Origin of the sequence: Burkholderia sp. AU15512 (assembly GCF_002223325.1) — a bacterium.
Classification (GTDB): domain Bacteria; phylum Pseudomonadota; class Gammaproteobacteria; order Burkholderiales; family Burkholderiaceae; genus Burkholderia.
This window is the reverse complement of sequence record NZ_NKEX01000008.1, coordinates 891,471-910,577: the sequence shown is the minus strand read 5'-3', so window position 1 is coordinate 910,577 and position 19,107 is coordinate 891,471. Positions and strand designations below refer to the sequence as shown.

Here is a 19,107-nt window from a genome sequence, read left to right as displayed (position 1 = left end):
CGCGCCCGCAGGAAGGGGCGTGGTGAGGCTCGGCGCAGGCATCGCGATCGATCCCATCGCCCGGTATCGCACGCCACGGCGATACGCAGTCGCTACTGCCTCGAATCCGGCGCGAAGGTCCTGCCCGTCACGTCAGCGATGAAGTCGATCGCCGCGCGAATCGACGGCGAATGCCGGAGATCGGCATGCACGACCAGCCAGATGTCGCGGGCGTACGGTTCCCCGTCGAACGGCAAGCGCTGCAACCCCGGATCGTCATCACCCATGAACACGGGCAGGCCCGCTACGCCGATGCCCGTGCGGGCCGCGACCTGCTGCGTCGTGATATCGCTGACTTCGCACGCGATGCGGCGACCTCGAGCGATCGACTCGAGCCACTTGTGATGCGGCATTTCCGCGAATTGCGCGTCGTAGCAGATGAACGCCCAATCGTCAGGCGTCGACGCGTGCGCGTAGTCGCGACTCGCATAGAGCCCGAAAGCCATCTCGCCCAGCTTGCGCGTCACGTTTTGCGGCTCCTCGGGGCGGAACAGGCGCACGGCGATATCCGCTTCACGACGGGCGAGCGATACGCTTTGCGCCTGGCTGGCCATCGACAGCCGAATGCCCGGATGCATTTGCGCGAACGCATACAGATGATTCGCGTAGAAATTGTTGGCGAGCACGGGCGGCACGCTGATCGTCACGGTGCCGTGCATCGGCAGGTGTTCCGTGAGCGCGAGGCGCTCGATTGCAAACGCGTGCTCCTCCATTTTCCCGGCGAATTCGAGGATCTGCCGGCCGGCGGCAGTCGGCCGGCACGCGCGCGGCAACCTGTCGATCACGCGCATCTTCAATTCCGATTCGAGTGCGGCCAGGCGACGGCTGACTGTCGCGTGGTCGACGTTCAATCGCCGGGCGGCGGCGGAAAGACTCCCCGCTTGAGCGACGGCAACGAAGTAACGCAGGTTTTCCCAGTCGAACATCGGTGCATTTTCTCCAGGCTGCTGTGCTGTTTTGCGGAATATTCGCACAGAAGGCGATCCTCTACGCTTCAATCCTCCGAATGCGAAGGATTGCCGATGCAGACCTCATCCACCCCTCATCCGCGGCGGGTTCAAACCGCGGCGTGCCTCGGTTATGCGGTCGTCCTGATCGACGTCAGCGTCGTCAACGTTGCGCTCGATGCGTTGCGAACGGCGTTTGGCGCCGCGCTCACCGACCTGCAATGGGTCGTCAACGCGTATGCGCTCGTGTTCGCGGCGACCCTGCTGATGGCGGGCGCGCTCGGCGACCGGCTGGGGGCAAAGCGCGTGTTCATTGCCGGTTACGCGATCTTCGCGCTGTCGTCGATCGGGTGCGGCACCGCGCATGCCATCGGCGCGTTGATCGCCTGGCGTCTCGTTCAGGGGATCGGCGCTGCGCTGCTGGTGCCGAACTCGCTGGCCGTGCTGCGTCTCGCCTTCGACGACGCGGCAGCGCGTAGCCGCGCGATCGGCTGGTGGGGCGCCGGCGGCGGCATCGCGCTGGCTGCGGGGCCGCTGGCCGGCGGGTTGCTCATCGCCGCAGTCGGCTGGCGTAGCATTTTCCTGGTCAACGTGCCGGTCGGCATCGCCGGTATCTGGATGACGTGGCGGTTCGCGCCCGACACGCAAGCGCAGGGCGGCAGGCGTCTCGATCTCCCCGCGCAACTGACCGGTGCGTTTGCGCTGGCGGCGCTCACGTTCGCGTCGACGGAGATCAGTGCGCTGGGATGGCGCAGTCCGGTCATCGTGAGTGCGTTCGCGTCGTGCGTTGCATTGGGCATCGCGTTCGTCCGGCTGGAAGCGCGCAATCCGCACGCGATGCTGCCGGCCGGGTTGTGGCAGGACCGGATCGTCCGCAGCTCGATCGTGATCGGTGCGATCGCGAACCTGGTTTTCTACGGCATCGTCTTTACGTTGAGCCTGCTGTTTCAGTCGGTCTGGCATATGACGCCCGTGCGCGCGGGTGTCGCGTTTCTGCCGATGATGGGAGTGCTGATGGTCATGAGCATCGTCGCCGGACGACTGACCGGCAGGCTGGGCGCGCGCACGCTGGCGACGGCCGGGTTGTCGATTTCAGCGTTCGGTTATCTGGCGATGTGGCCGGCGATCGCCGCGCAATCCAACGGGTTGCTCGCGATACCGATGCTGCTGGCAGGCAGCGGCATCGCGTTGACGATACCGACCATCACGGACGCGGCGCTCGCTGCCGTGAGCGGCGCGCGGTCAGGCGTGGTGTCGGGGTTGCTGAATACGGCGCGACAGGTGGGCGGCGTGATGGGCGTCGCGTTGTTCGGCTTCTTCGTTCGTGAGGCAGGGGGTGTGGCGTTTGTCCTTGGGATGGAGCGGGCGTTGATCGTTTCGGTTCTGTTGCTGGTGGCGGGTGCGGTGATGGCCTGGCGGAATCTGGGGCAGGCGGCGGCGCGCGGGATTCGGGCTCGCGGGGCGAGCCCTCAACGTCAGTGACCTATCCGATGAACGCGGCCGCGCGCACGCCTCCTCCCATTCCGGCATTCGGCTCGCCAAACCGATCACGGGCATCAGGTCGTCGTCGGCTTCTTGAGATCGTCGAGGCACGGGATGCCTGCCTTCCGCTTGGGACGGAGAAACCTGGGCACCGAGCTGCCTTGCCCGACGCCAGCCTGGCTTTGAATGACCTTCGGCTTCACGGTGGCCGTCTTCGCCTTGTGCGGCATCCGGCAACCGCCGGCCGGCAGGTCGGCGTACGGATCGTCTTCCACTGGCGCCGCCGCCGCCGGCATCACGGGCGCGGTCGACGCGACCAGCATCGGCGCGAACGGCAACGCGCGCATCCGCTCGCCGGTCAGGACGAACGCGCCGTTGGCGACCGCCGGTGCGATCGGCGGCACGCCGGCCTCGCTCAACCCGGTCGGGTGCGCGTCCGACGGGACGAAGAACACGTCCACCGGCGCCGCTTCCTGCATCCGCACCGGCGAGTAGTCGGCGAAGCCGGCGTTGCGGGCCGCACCATGCTCGACGTCGATCGCGAAACCCGGCTTGGTCGTCGCGAGGCCGAACAGCGCACCGCCCTGGATCTGCGCTTCCGCGCCGGTCGGGTTCACGATGCGGCCGGCATGCACGCCGGCCGTCACGCGGTGCACGCGCGGTTGCTGGGCTTCGATCGACACCTCGGTGACATACGCGACGACCGTGCCGGCGGTTTCGTGCATCGCGACGCCCCACGCATGCCCGGCGGGCAGCGTGCGCGCGCCGTAGCCCGACTTGTCGACGGCCAGCGCGAGCGCCTGGCGATGGCGCGTGTGCTCGGGGCCGGACAGCCGCGCCATCCGGTACGCGACCGGATCCTGGCGGGCCGCGTGCGCGAGTTCGTCGACGAGCGTCTCCATCACGAACGCCGTGTGCGTATTGCCGCCCGAGCGCCATGACTGGACCGGCACGTCGACGTCCGGCTGATGGACCGAGACCTGCATCGGGAAACCGTACGGGCTGTTCGCCACGCCTTCGGTGAGGTCGGGATCGGTGCCGCTTTTGCGAATCGTCGTGCGCTCGAGCGGCGAACCCTTCAGCACCGACTGGCCGACGACGACGTGCTGCCAGTCCCGCACCGCGCCGCTGCCGTCGACGCCGATGTCGACCCGATGCAGCACCATCGGGCGGTAATAGCCGCCGCGCAGGTCGTCCTCGCGCGTCCAGATGGTCTTGACCGGGCCCAGGTGGCCGGCTGCCAGGTACGCGGCGGACACATGGGCGGCTTCGATCACGTAGTCCGACGTGGGCGTCGAGCGCCGGCCGTAGTCACCGCCCGACATCATCGTGAAGATCTGGACTTTCTCGGGCGCGACACCGAGTGCCTTCGCGACCGCGGCGCGATCGGTCGTCTGCATCGACGAACCGCCCCAGATCTTGATCCCGCACGCGCAGCTCGGCGGGCCGACGTCGACCGTGCAACTGAGCGGTTCCATCGGCGCATGAGCCAGGTACGGAAATTCGTAGTCCTGCCGGATGCGCGTGGCCGCCGGCGGCGCGTTGCCGGCATCGGCCGTGCGCACCACGGTGCCGGGCGTGCCGGCGAGCTGCTTGTATGCCTGCATCTGTTCGGCGGACGTGACGGTCGAACCGGTGTCCTTCCACGTGACCTGCAGCGCGTCGCGACCGAGCCTGGCAGGCCAGTAGCCGTTCGCGATCACGGCCACGCCGGTGCCGCCGCGATCGGTCGGGATTTCGACGACCTCGACCACCCCCTTGACGGCCCGGGCCGCCACCGCGTTGTAGCTTGCCACCTGTCCGCCGAAGCGCGGCGGGCGCGCGACCACGGCCACCATCATGTCCGGCAGGCGCCAGTCCATTCCGTACTTGAGCGTTCCGTCGAGCACGGCGCGCGAATCGACGCGCGGGGTCGGCTTGCCGATGATGCGGAACTGGTCGGGCGACTTCAGCGGCACGTGCTGCGGCACCGGCATCGCCATCGCGTCCGCCGCGAGTTCGCCGTAGGTCGCGGTGTGGCTGCCGGACGTCACGATGCCCTGCGCGGTCCGGCACGTGGCCGGATCGACGTTCCAGCGCCGGGCGGCCGCGGCGACGAGCATCGCGCGCGCGGACGCGCCGAGTTCGCGGTATTGCGTAAACGAATGGTTGATCGACGTCGAGCCGCCCGTCATCTGGATCCCGGTCACCGGATCCTTGTACGGTTCGCCCGCCGGCGCGAGTACGGTGCGCACGTTGCGCCAGTCGGCATCGAGTTCGTCGGCCAGCGCCATCGGCAGCGCGGTGCTGACGCCCTGGCCGGACTCGGTCCGGTTGACGGCCACCGTCACCGTGTTGTCCGGTGCGATGATCAGGAATGCTTGAGGCGGCGAGGTCCGAAGGGTCATGCCGGCTTCGGCGCGGGCGCGCGTCGGCTTGATGCCGAGCGCGAGACAGCCGCTCGCCGCCATCGTGAGTTTCAGGAAGTCGCGCCGGCCGAGCATCGGAGCACCGGCTCCGGTGACGGTCGAAGCGTCGGAGGCAGCGGCGGGGGCGGGGGTGTTCGCCGGGCGCCCGGCAGTGCGGATACGCATGGTCACAGTCTCCCGGCGGTCTCAGGCAAGCGCGCTGGCCGCGTCGTGAATCGCGGCGCGGATGCGCTGGTAGGTGGCGCAACGGCACAGGTTGCCGGCCATCGCGCGATCGATGTCGGCATCAGTCGGCGCCTTGTTGCCGCGCAGCAGCCCTGCCGCACTCATCATCTGGCCGCTCTGGCAATAGCCGCATTGGGCGACGTCGTGGCGGACCCACGCGTCGAGGACGGCCTTGCCGATCGCATCGTCGGCGAGGTGTTCGGACGTCGTGATGCGCGCACTTCCTACCGACGACAGCGCGAGCGTGCAGCTACGCACGGCCCGACCGTCGACGTGCACGGTGCACGCGCCGCAGTCGCCGGTGCCGCAGCCGAACTTGGTGCCGGTCAGGCCGAGGTTGTCGCGCAGCACCCAGAGCATCGGCGTCGACGGATCGGCATCGATGTCCGCCGCCCGGTTGTTGATGTTCAACGTCACCATCGTGAAGTCCTCCCTTGGACACCGCGTTATCGTTCGCGAGACAAAACCGCAATGCGACGGATGTGAACCAATTAAAGCAGATTCGAGAAAAAATCAGCATCTCGAAAATCGGCTTTTTTTGCCTTTCTTAATAATTCAGGCTAATTAGTTAAAATATAAAATTTACAAACAGTATACGAATGTGCGAATGTCTCAGAAAGAATGTTGAGTTTTGACAAAAACTCGCTGGCCCCATGGAAAACGTTTGCGAGTCGAGCCTATATTGGACTCGCGATCAAGGCGGGGAGTGCGAATCGAACGGTGGAGACAGGTGATTCCATATATGAAACAACAGTTCCCCGATTGAATGCCGGAGGGAGATTCCGGCGTTTGTTTTCGTGGCGCAAGGCTTGCCGCGCAGGAACTTTGGCTGCGTCTGCCGTTTGACCTGGATATAGAGGCGCGTAATCAGCGCGGGTTCTCCGGTCACGTTTTGATCTGCGGGAAACAGCGATTTCTAATAAGTGGAAGATTTGCCGGTCAGGGGGATTAAAAGTAAAAAATGCTGATTAAATAATACCAGTTGATTAATTCTCGCCAGTTGTCAATCCGGTCATCCGTTTTGGTTTGATGACGGGGCGGCATTTATCCAGAAAAATCGAATAACGCATTCCGGTATTTTCTTTCCGTATTCCCAATGGCGGGAAGGATTCGGGTCGTCGATTCTCTTTATGGGAAGGTGTGATTATGCGTATGCGCATGGGTTCGAATAAAAAGCGCGCGGATGCACGTCCGAAATTCCTCGTTCCGACCGGCATGCTGGTCGCGCTGGTCGGCGCCGGGGTCATTCCCGCAGAAGCATTGGCCGCCTGCACCGGAACACCCACCGTCACCTGTACCGGCGCGACCTCGAGTTACGCGAACGGCACGAACGGCCTCAACGTCACGGTCGCCCAAGGCGCGACCGTTTCGGTGGTGCCGTTGTTCGGCGGGACCGCGATGTCGCTGACGGGCAGCGGCGTCACGCTGACCAACAACGGAACGATCGACCCTTCGCTGGCCGGCCTGAGCGTCGTGTCGAACGGCACGGTCGTCGGCAATGTGCTGTCCCCGAGCACGGTCAACGTCACGAACGCGAGCACCGGCGTGATGATGGGCTCGACCAGCGGGTTGCTGGGCAACGGGCCGGCATTGACCGTCTACAACGGCATCGGCGGGACGACGAACATCACGAATGCCGGCACGATCGGCACGACCGGCATTCTCGGCTTCACCGCGGGCCCGGCCGCGCAGGTGGTTACGGCATCGGGGGGCGCGCAGGTCAATTTCACCAACGCGAGCGGCGGCGCGATCAATGGCTCCGTGGTGCTGGCCCCGAGCGGACTGGCCGGCACCGGCAATACGTTCACCAACGCGGGAACCGTCACGGGGAACGTGTCGCTCGGCGCGGCCGTCGGTACGTCGAATACGTTCAATGCGCTGACCGGATCGTCGGTCGGCCTCGGTGTCGATGCGGGCCTCGGCGGCAACAACACGCTCAACCTGCAGCTGAACACGGCTACCGGCAGCGCGGCGAACGGCACCGTCGCGGTCGATACGTTCGGCAATTTCACCCATCTCGGGGTCCAGGGCGGCACGTGGCACATCAACGGCGCATCGACCGCGTCGGACGCGTCGCTGACCGGCGGCACCGCGATCCTCAACAATAGCGGCGGGCTGGGGACGGGAACGATCGTCGCCGGCGGCGGCACCCTCGAGGCCGGCGCGGCCGGCGTGAACCTGCTCAACAACGTGGCGCTCGGCACCGCGTTGACGGTCGACGGCGCGACGGGCCTCGCGCTGTCGGGTGCGCTGAGCGGCGGCGGTGCGCTGAACGCGAGCGGCACCGGCACGCTGACGCTGAACGGCGCCAATTCATTCACCGGCGGAACGAATCTGACGGGCGGCGGCGGGATCGTCGTCGGCACCGGCACGGCGCTCGGCACCGGCACGCTGAACGTGACGGGCGCGGGCGGCACGCTCGGCACGAGCGTCGGCGGCACGGTGCTCGGCAATGCGGTGAATCTGGATACCGGCGTTACGCTGGGCCTGAACGGTTCCGCCAACCTCGGCCTGGGCGGCGCGATCGGCGGCAGCGGCAGCCTCGCGCAAACCGGCTCGGGCACCACGACGCTGCTTGGCCTCAACACGTTTGGGGGCGGCACGACGCTGAGCGGCGGTGGGCTGATCGCGGGCAACGGTGCCGCGCTCGGCACCGGCGCGCTGCATGTGAGCGGCGCGGGCGGCTCGCTCGGCACGAGCGTCGGCGGCACGCTGCTGGGCAACGCGGTGAACCTCGACGCCGGCGCGGCGCTCGGCCTGAACGGCGCGGCCAACTTGAGCCTCGGCGGCGTGATCGGTGGCGGCGGCAGCCTCGCGCAAACCGGCTCGGGCACGACGACGCTGCTCGGCGCGAACACGTTCACCGGCGGCACGACGCTGGGCGCGGGCGGTCTCGTCGCCGGCAACGGCGCGGCATTGGGCACGGGTGCGCTGAACGTGACCGGCACGGGCGGTTCGCTCGCGACCAACGCGAGCGGCACGCTGCTCGGCAATGCGGTGAATCTCGGCGCGGGCGCGACGCTCGGCCTGAACGGCGCGGCCGACCTGAGCCTCGGCGGCACGATCGGCGGCAGCGGCAGTCTCGCGCAAACCGGCGCGGGCACGACGACGCTGCTCGGCACGAACACGTTCACAGGCGGCACGACGCTCGGCGCGGGCGGGCTCGTCGCCGGCAACGGCGCGGCATTGGGCACGGGTGCGCTGAACGTGACCGGCACGGGCGGTTCGCTCGCGACCAACGCGAGCGGCACGGTGCTCGGCAATGCGGTGAACCTCGGCGCGGGCGCGACCCTCGGCCTGAACGGCGCGGCCGATCTGGGCCTGAGCGGCACGATCGCCGGTGCCGGCGGCCTGGCGCTCGGCGGCGCGGGCGCCACGACGCTGTCCGGCGCGAACACGTTCACCGGCGGCGCGAGCCTGACGGGCGGCGGCAGCCTGATCGTCGAAGGCAACACGGCGCTCGGCATCGGCGGCGCGCTGAACGTGAGCGGCCTCGGCGGCTCGCTGAGCGCGGACCTGGCCGCCGGCGCGGCACTCGCGAACACGATCAACCTGAACGGCGCGTCGCTGACGCTGAATGGCGCGCACGACCTCGGCCTGAACGGCACGATCAACGGCACCGGCGGGCTCGTGCTGAGCGGCACCGGAACGACCACGCTGTCCGGCGCGAACACCTTCGGCGGCGGCACGACGCTGAGCGCCGGCACGCTGCTCGCCGGCAACAACGCGGCGCTCGGCACCGGTGCGCTGAATGTCGCGGGCACGGGCGGTGCGCTCGGCGCGAGCGTGAACGGCACGGTATTGGGCAACGCGGTGAACCTCGGCGCGGGCGCGACGCTGGCGCTGAGTGGTGCGAACGATCTCGGCCTGAGCGGCGTGATCGCCGGCAACGGCGGGATCGCGCAAACCGGCAGCGGAACGACGACGCTGCTCGGTGCCAATACGTTCTCGGGCGGTACGACGCTGAGTGGCGGCGGGCTCCTCGCCGGCAATGGCGGCGCGCTGGGGACGGGCGCGCTGAACGTGACGGGTGCGGGCGGCTCGCTCGGCGCGACGGTCGGCGGCACGGTGCTGGGCAATGCAATCCAGCTCGGCGCGGGCGCCGCACTGACGGTGGGCGGCGTGAACGACCTCGGGCTGGGCGGGATCATCTCGGGCACCGGTGGCCTCAATGTCAGCGGCCCGGGCACGACGACGCTGACCGCGGCCGAGACGTTCACGGGCGGCACCACGATCGGCAGCGGCACGCTGGCAATCGGCGCGGGCGGCAGCCTTGCCGCGTCGAGCCCGGTCAACCTGACCGGCGCGGGCGCGCACTTCAGCGTGGCCGGTGCGACCACGCCGCAGTCGATCGGCACGCTGTCGGGCGTCGCGGGGGCGGCGATCGATCTCGGGGCGAACCACCTGACGCTGGCCGGCAGCGGCAGCGGCGTCTTCGCCGGCAACATCGGCGGCGCGGGCGGGCTGACGCTGTCGGGTACCGGCTCGCAAGCACTAACCGGCAACAACACGTTCACGGGCGGCACGGCGCTGACCGGCGGCAGCCTGGTGGTCGGCAGCGCCACGGCGCTCGGCCTGGGCGCCCTCGACGTCAACGGCACGGCGTCGCTCGGCGCGAGCGTGCCGGGCGTGACGCTCGGCAATGCAGTCAATCTCGGCACCGGCGTCACGCTGGGGCTGAACGGCGCGACCGACCTGGGCCTGGGCGGCACGATCGCCGGGAACGGCAGCCTTGCGCAAACCGGCACGGGCACGACGACGCTCACCGGCACGAACACGTTCTCGGGCGGCACGACGCTGAGCGCCGGCGGGCTCATCGCGGGCAACGGCGCGGCGCTGGGCACGGGTGCGCTGAACGTGGCGGGCGCGGGCGGCACGCTGGCGACGAACGTCGCCGGCACTTTGCTCGGCAATGCCGTGAATCTCGGCGCGGGCGCGACGCTCGGCCTGAACGGCTCGGCGGATCTGAGCCTGGGCGGCGTGATCGACGGCAACGGCGGGATCGCGCAAACCGGCAGCGGCACGACGACGCTGCTCGGTGCGAATACGTTCTCGGGCGGCACGACGCTGAGCGGCGGCGGGCTGATCGCCGGCAACGGCGCGGCGCTCGGCACGGGGGCGCTGAACGTGGCGGGCGCGGGCGGCACGCTCGGCACGAACGTTGGTGGCACCGTGCTCGGCAACGCAGTGAATCTCGGCACGGGCGCGACGCTGACCGTTGGTGGTACGAACAATCTCGGGCTGGGCGGCGCGATCTCCGGCGGCGGCAACCTGGCCGTGAACGGCCCGGCAACGACGACGCTCACGGGGCTCGGCTCGTACACCGGCAGCACGACGATCGGCAATGGCAGCACGCTCGCGGTGGGCGCGGGCGGCGGCCTGTCGGCGGCCAGTCTGTTCGACCTGGCCGGCGCGGGCGCGACGCTCGACCTGAGCACGGCCACGTCGCCGCAGGCGACGGGCGGGCTGGCCGGCGTGGCCGGCTCGGCGGTGAACCTCGGCGGCAACACGTTGACGCTGGGCGGCGCGGGCAACACCACCTTCGGCGGCACGATCGGCGGCACGGGCGGGCTGGCGCTGTCCGGCACCGGCACCGAGACGCTGACGGGTGTCAATACCTACACCGGCGCGACGACGATCAACAGCGGCACGCTGGCGATCGGCGCGGGCGGCAGCCTGTCGGCGGGTGGCGCGGTGAATCTGGCCGGCGCGGGCGCGACGTTCGACCTCAGCGGCGCGACGTTGCCGCAGGTGACAGGCGCGCTGTCGGGCGTGGCCGGTTCGACGGTGAACCTCGGCGGCAACGGGCTGACGCTCGGTGGCTCGGGCAACGCGACGTTCGGCGGCACGATCGCCGGCGCAGGCGGCAGCCTGACGCTGGGCGGTACGGGCGCGGAGACGCTGACGGGCAACAACACTTATTCAGGCGGGACGAACCTGACCGGCGGCGGCACGCTGATCGCGGGCAGCAACACGGCGCTCGGCACCGGTGCGCTGAACCTCGCCGGAGCGGGCGGCTCGCTGGCGGCGAACGTCGCCGGCACGGTGCTTGGCAATGCGGTGAATCTCGGCGCAGGCGCGACGCTGGGCCTGAACGGTGCGGCCGACCTGAGCCTCGGCGGGCTCATCTCCGGCGGCGGCAGTCTCGCGCAAACCGGCAGCGGGACGACGACGCTCACCGGCGCCAACACCTATACGGGCGGCACGACGCTGAGCGGTGGCGGGTTGTCCGTCGGCAGCAGCACGGCGCTCGGCACGGGCACGGTCCACGTGAGCGGCACCGGCGGCGCGCTCAACGCGAGCACGGCCAACATCCTGCTCGCCAACGGGTTCGACCTCGGCGGCGGTTCGACCCTGAACCTCGGCGGTATCAACGACTTCGGCCTCAGCGGCATCATTTCCGGTGCGGGCGGCGTGGCGCAGTCGGGCACGGGCACGACCACGCTCGGCGGCTCGAACACCTACAGCGGCGGCACGACGCTGAACAGCGGCGGGCTGAGTGTGGGCAGCAATACGGCGCTCGGCACCGGCGCGCTGAACGTGACCGGCAACGGCACGCTGAACGCCAGCGTGAGCGGCACGACGCTCGGCAACGCGGTGAATCTCGGCGCGGGTGCGACGCTCGGCCTGAACGGCGCGAACAACCTCGGCCTGAGCGGCACGATTGCCGGCGACGGCAGCCTCGCGCAAACCGGCTCGGGCACGACGACGCTGACGGGCCCGAACACGTATACGGGCGGCACGACGCTGAGCGGCGGCGGGCTCATTGCCGGCAACGGCGGCGCACTGGGTACGGGCGCGTTGAACGTCTCGGGTGCGGGCGGCTCGCTCGGCACGAACGTGGCGGGCACGACGCTCGGCAACACGGTGAATCTCGGCGCGGGTGCGACGCTGACGGTTGGCGGTGCGAACGATCTTGGCCTCGGCGGTGCGATTTCCGGCAGCGGTGGCTTGTCGGTGAGCGGCCCGTCAACGACGACGCTCACGGGTTCGAACACGTACACGGGGAACACGACGATCGGCGGCGGCAGCACACTGGCGGTGGGCGCGGGCGGTGGCCTGTCCGCGGGCAGCGCGCTCAACCTCTCCGGCTCGGGCGCGACGCTGGACCTGAGCGCGGCGACCTCGCCGCAGACGAGCGGGATGCTGTCGGGCGTCGCCGGCACGAACGTCAATCTCGGCGGCAATACGTTGACGCTCGCCGGTGCCGGCAACGGCAACTATGCCGGCACGATCGGCGGGTCCGGCGGGCTGACGATGTCCGGTTCGGGCACCGAAACGTTGACCGGCACCAACACGTACACCGGTGCGACGACAATCAACAGCGGCACGCTGGCGATCGGCGCAGGCGGCAGCCTGTCGGCGAGCAGCCCGGTCAACCTGGCCGGTGCGGGCGCCACGTTCGACGTGAGCGGCGCGACCACGCCGCAGACGACCGGCACGCTGTCGGGCGTGGCCGGTTCGACGGTGAACCTCGGCGGCAACAACCTGACGCTGGGCGGCACGGGCAACGGCACGTACGGCGGCACGATCGCCGGTGCGGGCGGCAGCCTTACGCTGGGCGGCACGGGCACCGAGACGCTGACGGGCAACAACACGTATTCGGGCGGCACGAACCTGACCGGCGGCGGCACGCTGCTCGCGGGCAGCAGCTCGGCGCTCGGCACGGGCGCATTGAACACGAGCGGCGCGGGCGGCACGCTCGGCACCAGCGTGGCCGGCACGACAATCACCAACGCGATCAATCTCGGCACCGGCTCGACGCTGACGGTTGGCGGTGCGAACAATCTCGGCCTCGGCGGCGCGATTGCCGGCAGCGGCAACCTGTCGGTGACCGGCCCGGCAACGACGACGCTCACCGGTACCGGCACGTACACGGGCAACACGACGATCGGCAGCGGCAGCACGCTTGCGGTGGGCGCGGGCGGCAGCCTGTCGGGGGGCAGCGCGGTCAACCTGTCGGGCACGGGGGCGACGCTCGACGTCAGCGCGGCCACGACGCCGCAGACGACGGGCACGCTGTCGGGCGTCTCGGGCACGACGGTGAACCTCGGCGGCAACACGCTGACGCTGAATGGTTCGGGCAACGGCACGTTCGGCGGCACCGTGGGCGGCACGGGCGGGCTGACGTTGTCGGGCACGGGCACCGAAACGCTGACCGGCCACAGCACGTACACGGGCGCAACGACGATCGGCGGCGGCAGCACGCTGGCGATCGGCGCGGGCGGCAGCCTGTCGGCGAGCAGCCCGGTCAACCTGACCGGTGCGGGCGCCACGTTCGACGTGAGCGGCGCGACGACCCCGCAGACGACGGGCACGCTGTCGGGCGTGGCCGGTTCGACGGTGAACCTCGGCGGCAACAACCTCACGCTCGGTGGCACCGGCAACGGCACGTACGGCGGCGCGATCACCGGCGCGGGCGGCAGCCTGACGCTGTCGGGCAGCGGCACCGAGACGCTGACGGGCAACAACACGTACACGGGCGGCACGAGCCTGACCGGCGGCGGCACGCTGGTCGCGGGCAGCAACACGGCACTCGGCACGGGCGCGCTGAACACGAGCGGTGCGGGCGGCACGCTGACGGCGGGCACGCCCGGCACGACGCTGGGCAACACGGTGAACCTGGGCGCGGGTTCGACGCTGACGGTCGGCGGCGCGAACGGTCTCGACCTGGGCGGTGCGATCTCGGGCAGCGGCAACCTGGCGGTCACGGGCCCGTCGACGACGACGCTGTCCGGTGCGAACACCTACACGGGCGGCACGACGATCGGCGGCGGCAGCACGCTGGCGGTGGGCGCGGGCGGCAACCTGTCGTCGGGCAGCGCGATCGACCTGTCGGGCACCGGGGCGACGCTGGACCTGAGCGCGGCAACCTCGCCGCAGACGACGGGCGCGCTGTCCGGCGGAACGGGCACGAACGTGAACCTCGGCGGCAATACGCTGACGCTCGGCGGGTCGGGCAGCGGCACGTATGCGGGTGTAATCGGCGGCACGGGTGGACTGACGCTGTCGGGCACCGGCACCGAAACGCTGACGGGCAGCAACACGTACACGGGGGCGACGACGATCAACAGCGGCACGCTGGCGATCAGCGGTAACGGCAGCCTGTCGTCGAGCAGCCCGGTCAGCCTGACGACGTCCGGCGCGACGCTCGACCTGAGCGGCGCCACGTCGCCGCAATCGACTGGCGCGATCTCGGGCGTGGCGGGTTCGACGGTGAACCTTGGCGCCAACGACTTGACGCTCGGCGGCACGGGCAGCGGCACCTATGCGGGCAACATCGCCGGCACGGGCGGCGTGACGATGACCGGCACGGGCACCGAAACGCTGACGGGGGCCAACACGTATACCGGCGCGACGACGATCAACAGCGGCACGCTGGCGATCGGCGCGGGCGGCAGCCTGTCGGCGACGACGCCGGTGAGCCTGACGGGTGCGGGCGCAACCTTCGACCTGAGCGGCGCGACCACGCCGCAAACGACCGGCACGTTGTCGGGCGTGGCGGGTTCGACGGTGAACCTCGGTGCCAACAACTTGACGCTGGGCGGGTCGGGCAGCGGCACTTACAGCGGCACGATCGCCGGAAACGGCGGCAGCCTGACACTCGGCGGCACGGGCACCGAAACGCTGACGGGCAACAACACGTATTCGGGCGGCACGAACCTGACCGGTGGCGGCACGCTGATCGCCGGCAGCGGTTCGGCACTCGGCACGGGAGCGCTGAACACGAGCGGCGCGGGCGGCACGCTCGCCACCAGCGTGGCCGGCACGACGCTCGGCAATGCGGTGAATCTCGGTGCGGGTTCGACGCTGACGGTCGGCGGGGCGAACAACCTGGGCCTCGGCGGCGCGATCTCGGGCAGCGGCAATCTCGCCGTGACCGGCCCGTCGACGACGACGCTCACCGGCGCGAGCTCGTACACGGGCGGCACGACGATCGGCAACGGCAGCACGCTGGCCGTGGGCGCGGGCGGCAGCCTGTCGTCGGGCAGCGCGGTCGATCTGGCGGGGGCGGGGGCCACGCTGGACCTGAGCGCGGCTACGGCACCGCAGTCGACGGGCGCGTTGTCGGGCGTAGCGGGTTCGACGGTGAACCTCGGCGGCAATGCGCTGACGCTCGGCGGCCCGGGCAGCGGCACGTATGGCGGCACGATCGCCGGTGCGGGCGGCAGCCTCACGTTGTCGGGCACGGGCACCGAAACGCTGACGGGGACGAACACCTACACGGGCGGCACGAACCTGACCGGTGGCGGCACGCTGCTCGCCGGCAACGGTTCGGCACTCGGCACGGGGGCGCTGAACACGAGCGGCGCGGGCGGCACGCTCGGCACGAGCGTCGCGGGCACGACACTGACGAACGCGCTCAACCTCGGCACGGGTTCGACGCTGACGGTTGGCGGTGCGAACAATCTGGGCCTCGCCGGCGCGATCTCGGGTAGCGGCAACCTGGTCGTGACCGGCCCGTCGACGACGACGCTCTCCGGTACGAGCACCTACACGGGCAACACGACGATCGGCAACGGCAGCACGCTGGCGGTGGGCGCTGGCGGCAGCCTGGCGTCGGGCAGCGCAGTCGATCTGTCCGGCACGGGCGCGACGCTCGATCTGAGCGCGGCCACGACGCCGCAGTCGACCGGCACGTTGTCGGGCGTCGCGGGGTCGGCGGTGAACCTCGGCGGCAATACGCTGACGCTTGGCGGTTCGGGCAGCGGCACGTTCGGTGGGACGGTCGGCGGGACGGGCGGGTTGACGATGGCCGGCACGGGGACGGAAACGCTGACGGGCAGCAACACGTACACCGGTGCGACGACGATCAACAGCGGCACGCTGGCGATCGGCGCAGGCGGCAGCCTGTCGGCGAGCAGTCCGCTGAGCCTGACCGGTGCGGGCGCAACCTTCGACGTCAGCGGCGCGACGACGCCGCAAACGACGAGCGCGCTGTCGGGCGTGGCCGGTTCGACGGTGAACCTCGGCGGCAACAACCTGACGCTCGGCGGGTCGGGCAGCGGCACGTACGGCGGCACGATCGCCGGCACGGGCGGCAGCCTGACGCTGGGCGGCACGGGCACCGAGACGCTGACCGGTTCGAACACGTATTCGGGCGGCACGAACCTGACCGGTGGCGGCACGCTGGTCGCGGGCAGCAATACGGCGCTCGGGACCGGTGCGTTGAACACCGGCGGCGCAGGCGGCACGCTGGCAGCCGGCACGCCGGGCACGACGCTGGCCAATGCGGTGAACCTCGGGACGGGTTCCACGCTGACGGTAAGCGGCCCGAACAGCCTCGGCCTGACCGGCGCGATTTCCGGTAACGGCAATCTGTCGGTCACGGGCCCGGCGACGACGACGCTGTCGGGTGCCAACACCTACACCGGCGGGACCAGCGTCACGGGCGGCGGCACGCTGGTCGCCGGCACGCCGACGGCACTCGGCAGCGGCTCGCTGAGCGTCGGCGGCAACGGCGGCACGCTCGGCACCAGTGTGGCCGGCACGACGCTCGGCAACGCGGTGAATCTCGGCACGGGTTCGACGCTGACGGTCGGCGGCGCCAACAACCTCGGCTTGAGCGGGCCGATTTCGGGCGGCGGCAACCTGGCGGTCAGCGGCCCGTCGACGACGACGCTCACCGGTGCCAACACCTACACGGGCGGCACGACGATCGGCAGCGGCAGCACGCTGGCGGTCGGCGGCATCGGCGGGCTGTCGTCCGGCAGCGCGGTGACGCTGGTCGGCACCGGCGCGACGCTCGACGTGGCTCACGCGAGCAGCCCGCAGACGACAAGTGCCTTGTCGGGCACGGCGGGTTCGACCGTGAATCTCGGCGGCAACACGCTCACGGTGGCCGGCCCGGCAGGCGGCGCCTTCGGCGGCACGATCGCGGGCACCGGCGGCTTCGCGGTGCAGGGCGGCGGCACGCAGACGCTGAGCGGCGCCAATACTTACACGGGCGGCACGACGATCGGCAGCGGCAGCACGCTGGCGCTCACCGGGGCCGGCAGCCTTGCGCCGACCAGCCCGATGATCCTCGCGGGCAGCGGCGCGACGCTGAACCTGGCGGGCTCGGCCGTGCCGCAGTCGATCGGCACGCTGTCGGGGGCGACGGGCTCGAACGTGAACCTCGGCAATACGCCGCTGACGGTCAACACCGCGGGCACCAGCACGTTCGCGGGCACGCTGTCGGGCACCGGGCCGCTGACGCTGGCCGGCACGGGCGCGCAACTGCTGAGCGGCACGAACACGTTGTCCGGGCCGACGACCGTGGCCGGCGGCACGCTCGCCATCACCGGTTCGCTGGCCAGCTCGCCGGTGACCGTCGGCAACGGCGCGACCGTCACCGGGACCGGCACGATCGGCGGCCTCGTCGTGTCGGGCGGCGGGACCGCGTCGGTCATGCAGCTCGGGCAGCCGCTGAAGGTGGCGGGCAATGCGACGTTCCAGCCCGGTTCGACGCTGCAGGTCGGCGCCACGCCGCAGCAGAGCGGCGGCCTCGACGTCACCGGCACCACGACGCTCAACGGCGGGTCGGTGCAGGTCGTCGCGGCGACCGGGCAGTACCAGCCGGGCAAGCTCTACACCATCGTGAATGCCGGTGCGGGCGTGCAAGGGCAGTTCAGCGCGGTGAACTCGACGTATGCGTTCCTCACGCCGACGCTCACGTACAACCCGGCGCAGGTGCTGATGTCGCTGACACCGAACGGCACGCCGTTCTCGTCGGTGGCGACGACGCCGGACGGACAGTCGGTGGCCGGTGCGATCGGCACGCTCGGCGCCGGCAATCCGCTGTTCGACACCGTGCTGACGTCGGATGCGCCGACTGCCAACCGCGCGTTCGCGCAGCTTGACGGCGATCTGCATCCGAGCACGAGAAGCGTGCTGCTGTCCGACAGCCGCTACGTGCGCGACGCGGTGCTCGATCGCGCGCGTCTCGGCTCGCAGCCCGGCGGCGCATTGTGCGGCTGCGAGGCGCCGGTGTCGGCGGACGATCACGCGGCGTCGCTCGACCGGCGCCTGGCGTCGGAGAACGGCTGTACACCGGCCAAGTCGTTCAAGCCGGCGGTGTGGGGCCGGCTGTACGGCTCGCATAGCCGGTTCGACGGCGACGGCGTCGCGTCGGTCGATCGCAACCTGTATGGCTTCGTTGTCGGGACGGATGCGGAGGTCAGCAGCCACTGGCGCGTCGGTATCGCGGGCGGCGCGTCGCGCACCCTGCTCAATGCCGACCAGAACCAGTCGGCGAAGGTGAACGGCGAGACGATCGCGCTGTACGCCAGCGGCCGGTACGACGCGTGGAACGTGCGCGGCGGCCTCGCGCAGTCGTGGTACCGCGTGCATAGCGAGCGCAATCCGTCGTTCGGCGGCTTCTCCGACCACGACACCGCCAGCTACGACGCGAACGCGACGCAGGTGTTCACCGAGATCGGTTACTCGACCGCCATCCGCAACGTCGCACTCGAACCGTTCGTCGGACTCGCGTATGCGAGCCTGCATACCGGCAGCTTCAGGGAGAACGGTGGCGCGGCTGCCCTGCAGGGCGATTCCAGCACGACCGGCCTCGGCTTCTCGACGCTCGGCGTGCGGGCCTCGACCGATCTCGCGGTCACGACGAAGGGCAAGGTCACCGCGTTCGGCACCGTCGGCTGGCGGCATGCGTTCGGCAATACGCAGCCGGGTTCGACGCTGGCGTTCGCGAGCGGCGGTTCACCGTTCAGCGTGGTCGGCGTGCCGGTCGCGCGCGATGCCGCGGTGCTCGAGGTCGGGGTCGATGCGGCCGTCACGAAGAACCTGTCGCTGGGGTTGTCGTATAGCGGCCAGATCGGTGGAAGCTTCAGCGACCACGCGCTGTACGGCAATCTGCTGTGGAAGTTTTAAGGGGGAGGCCGCTCGCGATGTCGTCGTCGTGAGCGGCCGATGGTTGATCGATGGTTTCATGGTTGGTGATTCAATTCGCATGACTGATGTTTCGTGATGCAGATCAATTGGCATGAAGTGTTTGTCGCGATGTTTGC

5 protein-coding genes are annotated in these 19,107 nt (G+C 70.1%); 2 read left to right on the top strand and 3 right to left on the bottom strand.

Annotated elements, in window-relative coordinates:
- Positions 1–92 precede the first annotated feature (92 nt).
- Complete coding sequence (locus CFB43_RS36295) at positions 93–965, bottom strand: LysR family transcriptional regulator (RefSeq protein ID WP_089498860.1); 873 nt, start codon at positions 963–965, stop codon at positions 93–95.
- Between CFB43_RS36295 and CFB43_RS36290 the strand changes: the two genes are divergently transcribed.
- On the top strand, positions 921–2,468 hold the full coding sequence (locus CFB43_RS36290) for an MFS transporter (RefSeq protein ID WP_256990198.1): 1,548 nt from the start codon (positions 921–923) through the stop codon (positions 2,466–2,468). The genes CFB43_RS36295 and CFB43_RS36290 overlap by 45 nt on opposite strands.
- Positions 2,469–2,542: 74 nt before the next feature.
- On the opposite strand, the gene CFB43_RS36285 is transcribed toward CFB43_RS36290, so the two are convergent.
- Positions 2,543–5,041 carry a xanthine dehydrogenase family protein molybdopterin-binding subunit gene (locus tag CFB43_RS36285; protein ID WP_089498858.1) on the bottom strand — a complete coding sequence of 833 codons (2,499 nt, stop codon included), beginning with the start codon at positions 5,039–5,041 and terminating at the stop codon, positions 2,543–2,545.
- Between the two features lie 21 nt (positions 5,042–5,062).
- Positions 5,063–5,521, bottom strand: a complete 459-nt coding sequence (locus CFB43_RS36280) for a (2Fe-2S)-binding protein (RefSeq protein ID WP_089498857.1) — start codon at positions 5,519–5,521, stop codon at positions 5,063–5,065.
- Between the two features lie 726 nt (positions 5,522–6,247).
- On the opposite strand from CFB43_RS36280, the gene CFB43_RS36275 reads away from it, so the two are divergent.
- Complete coding sequence (locus CFB43_RS36275) at positions 6,248–18,970, top strand: autotransporter-associated beta strand repeat-containing protein (RefSeq protein WP_089498856.1); 12,723 nt, start codon at positions 6,248–6,250, stop codon at positions 18,968–18,970.
- Positions 18,971–19,107: the final 137 nt, after the last annotated feature.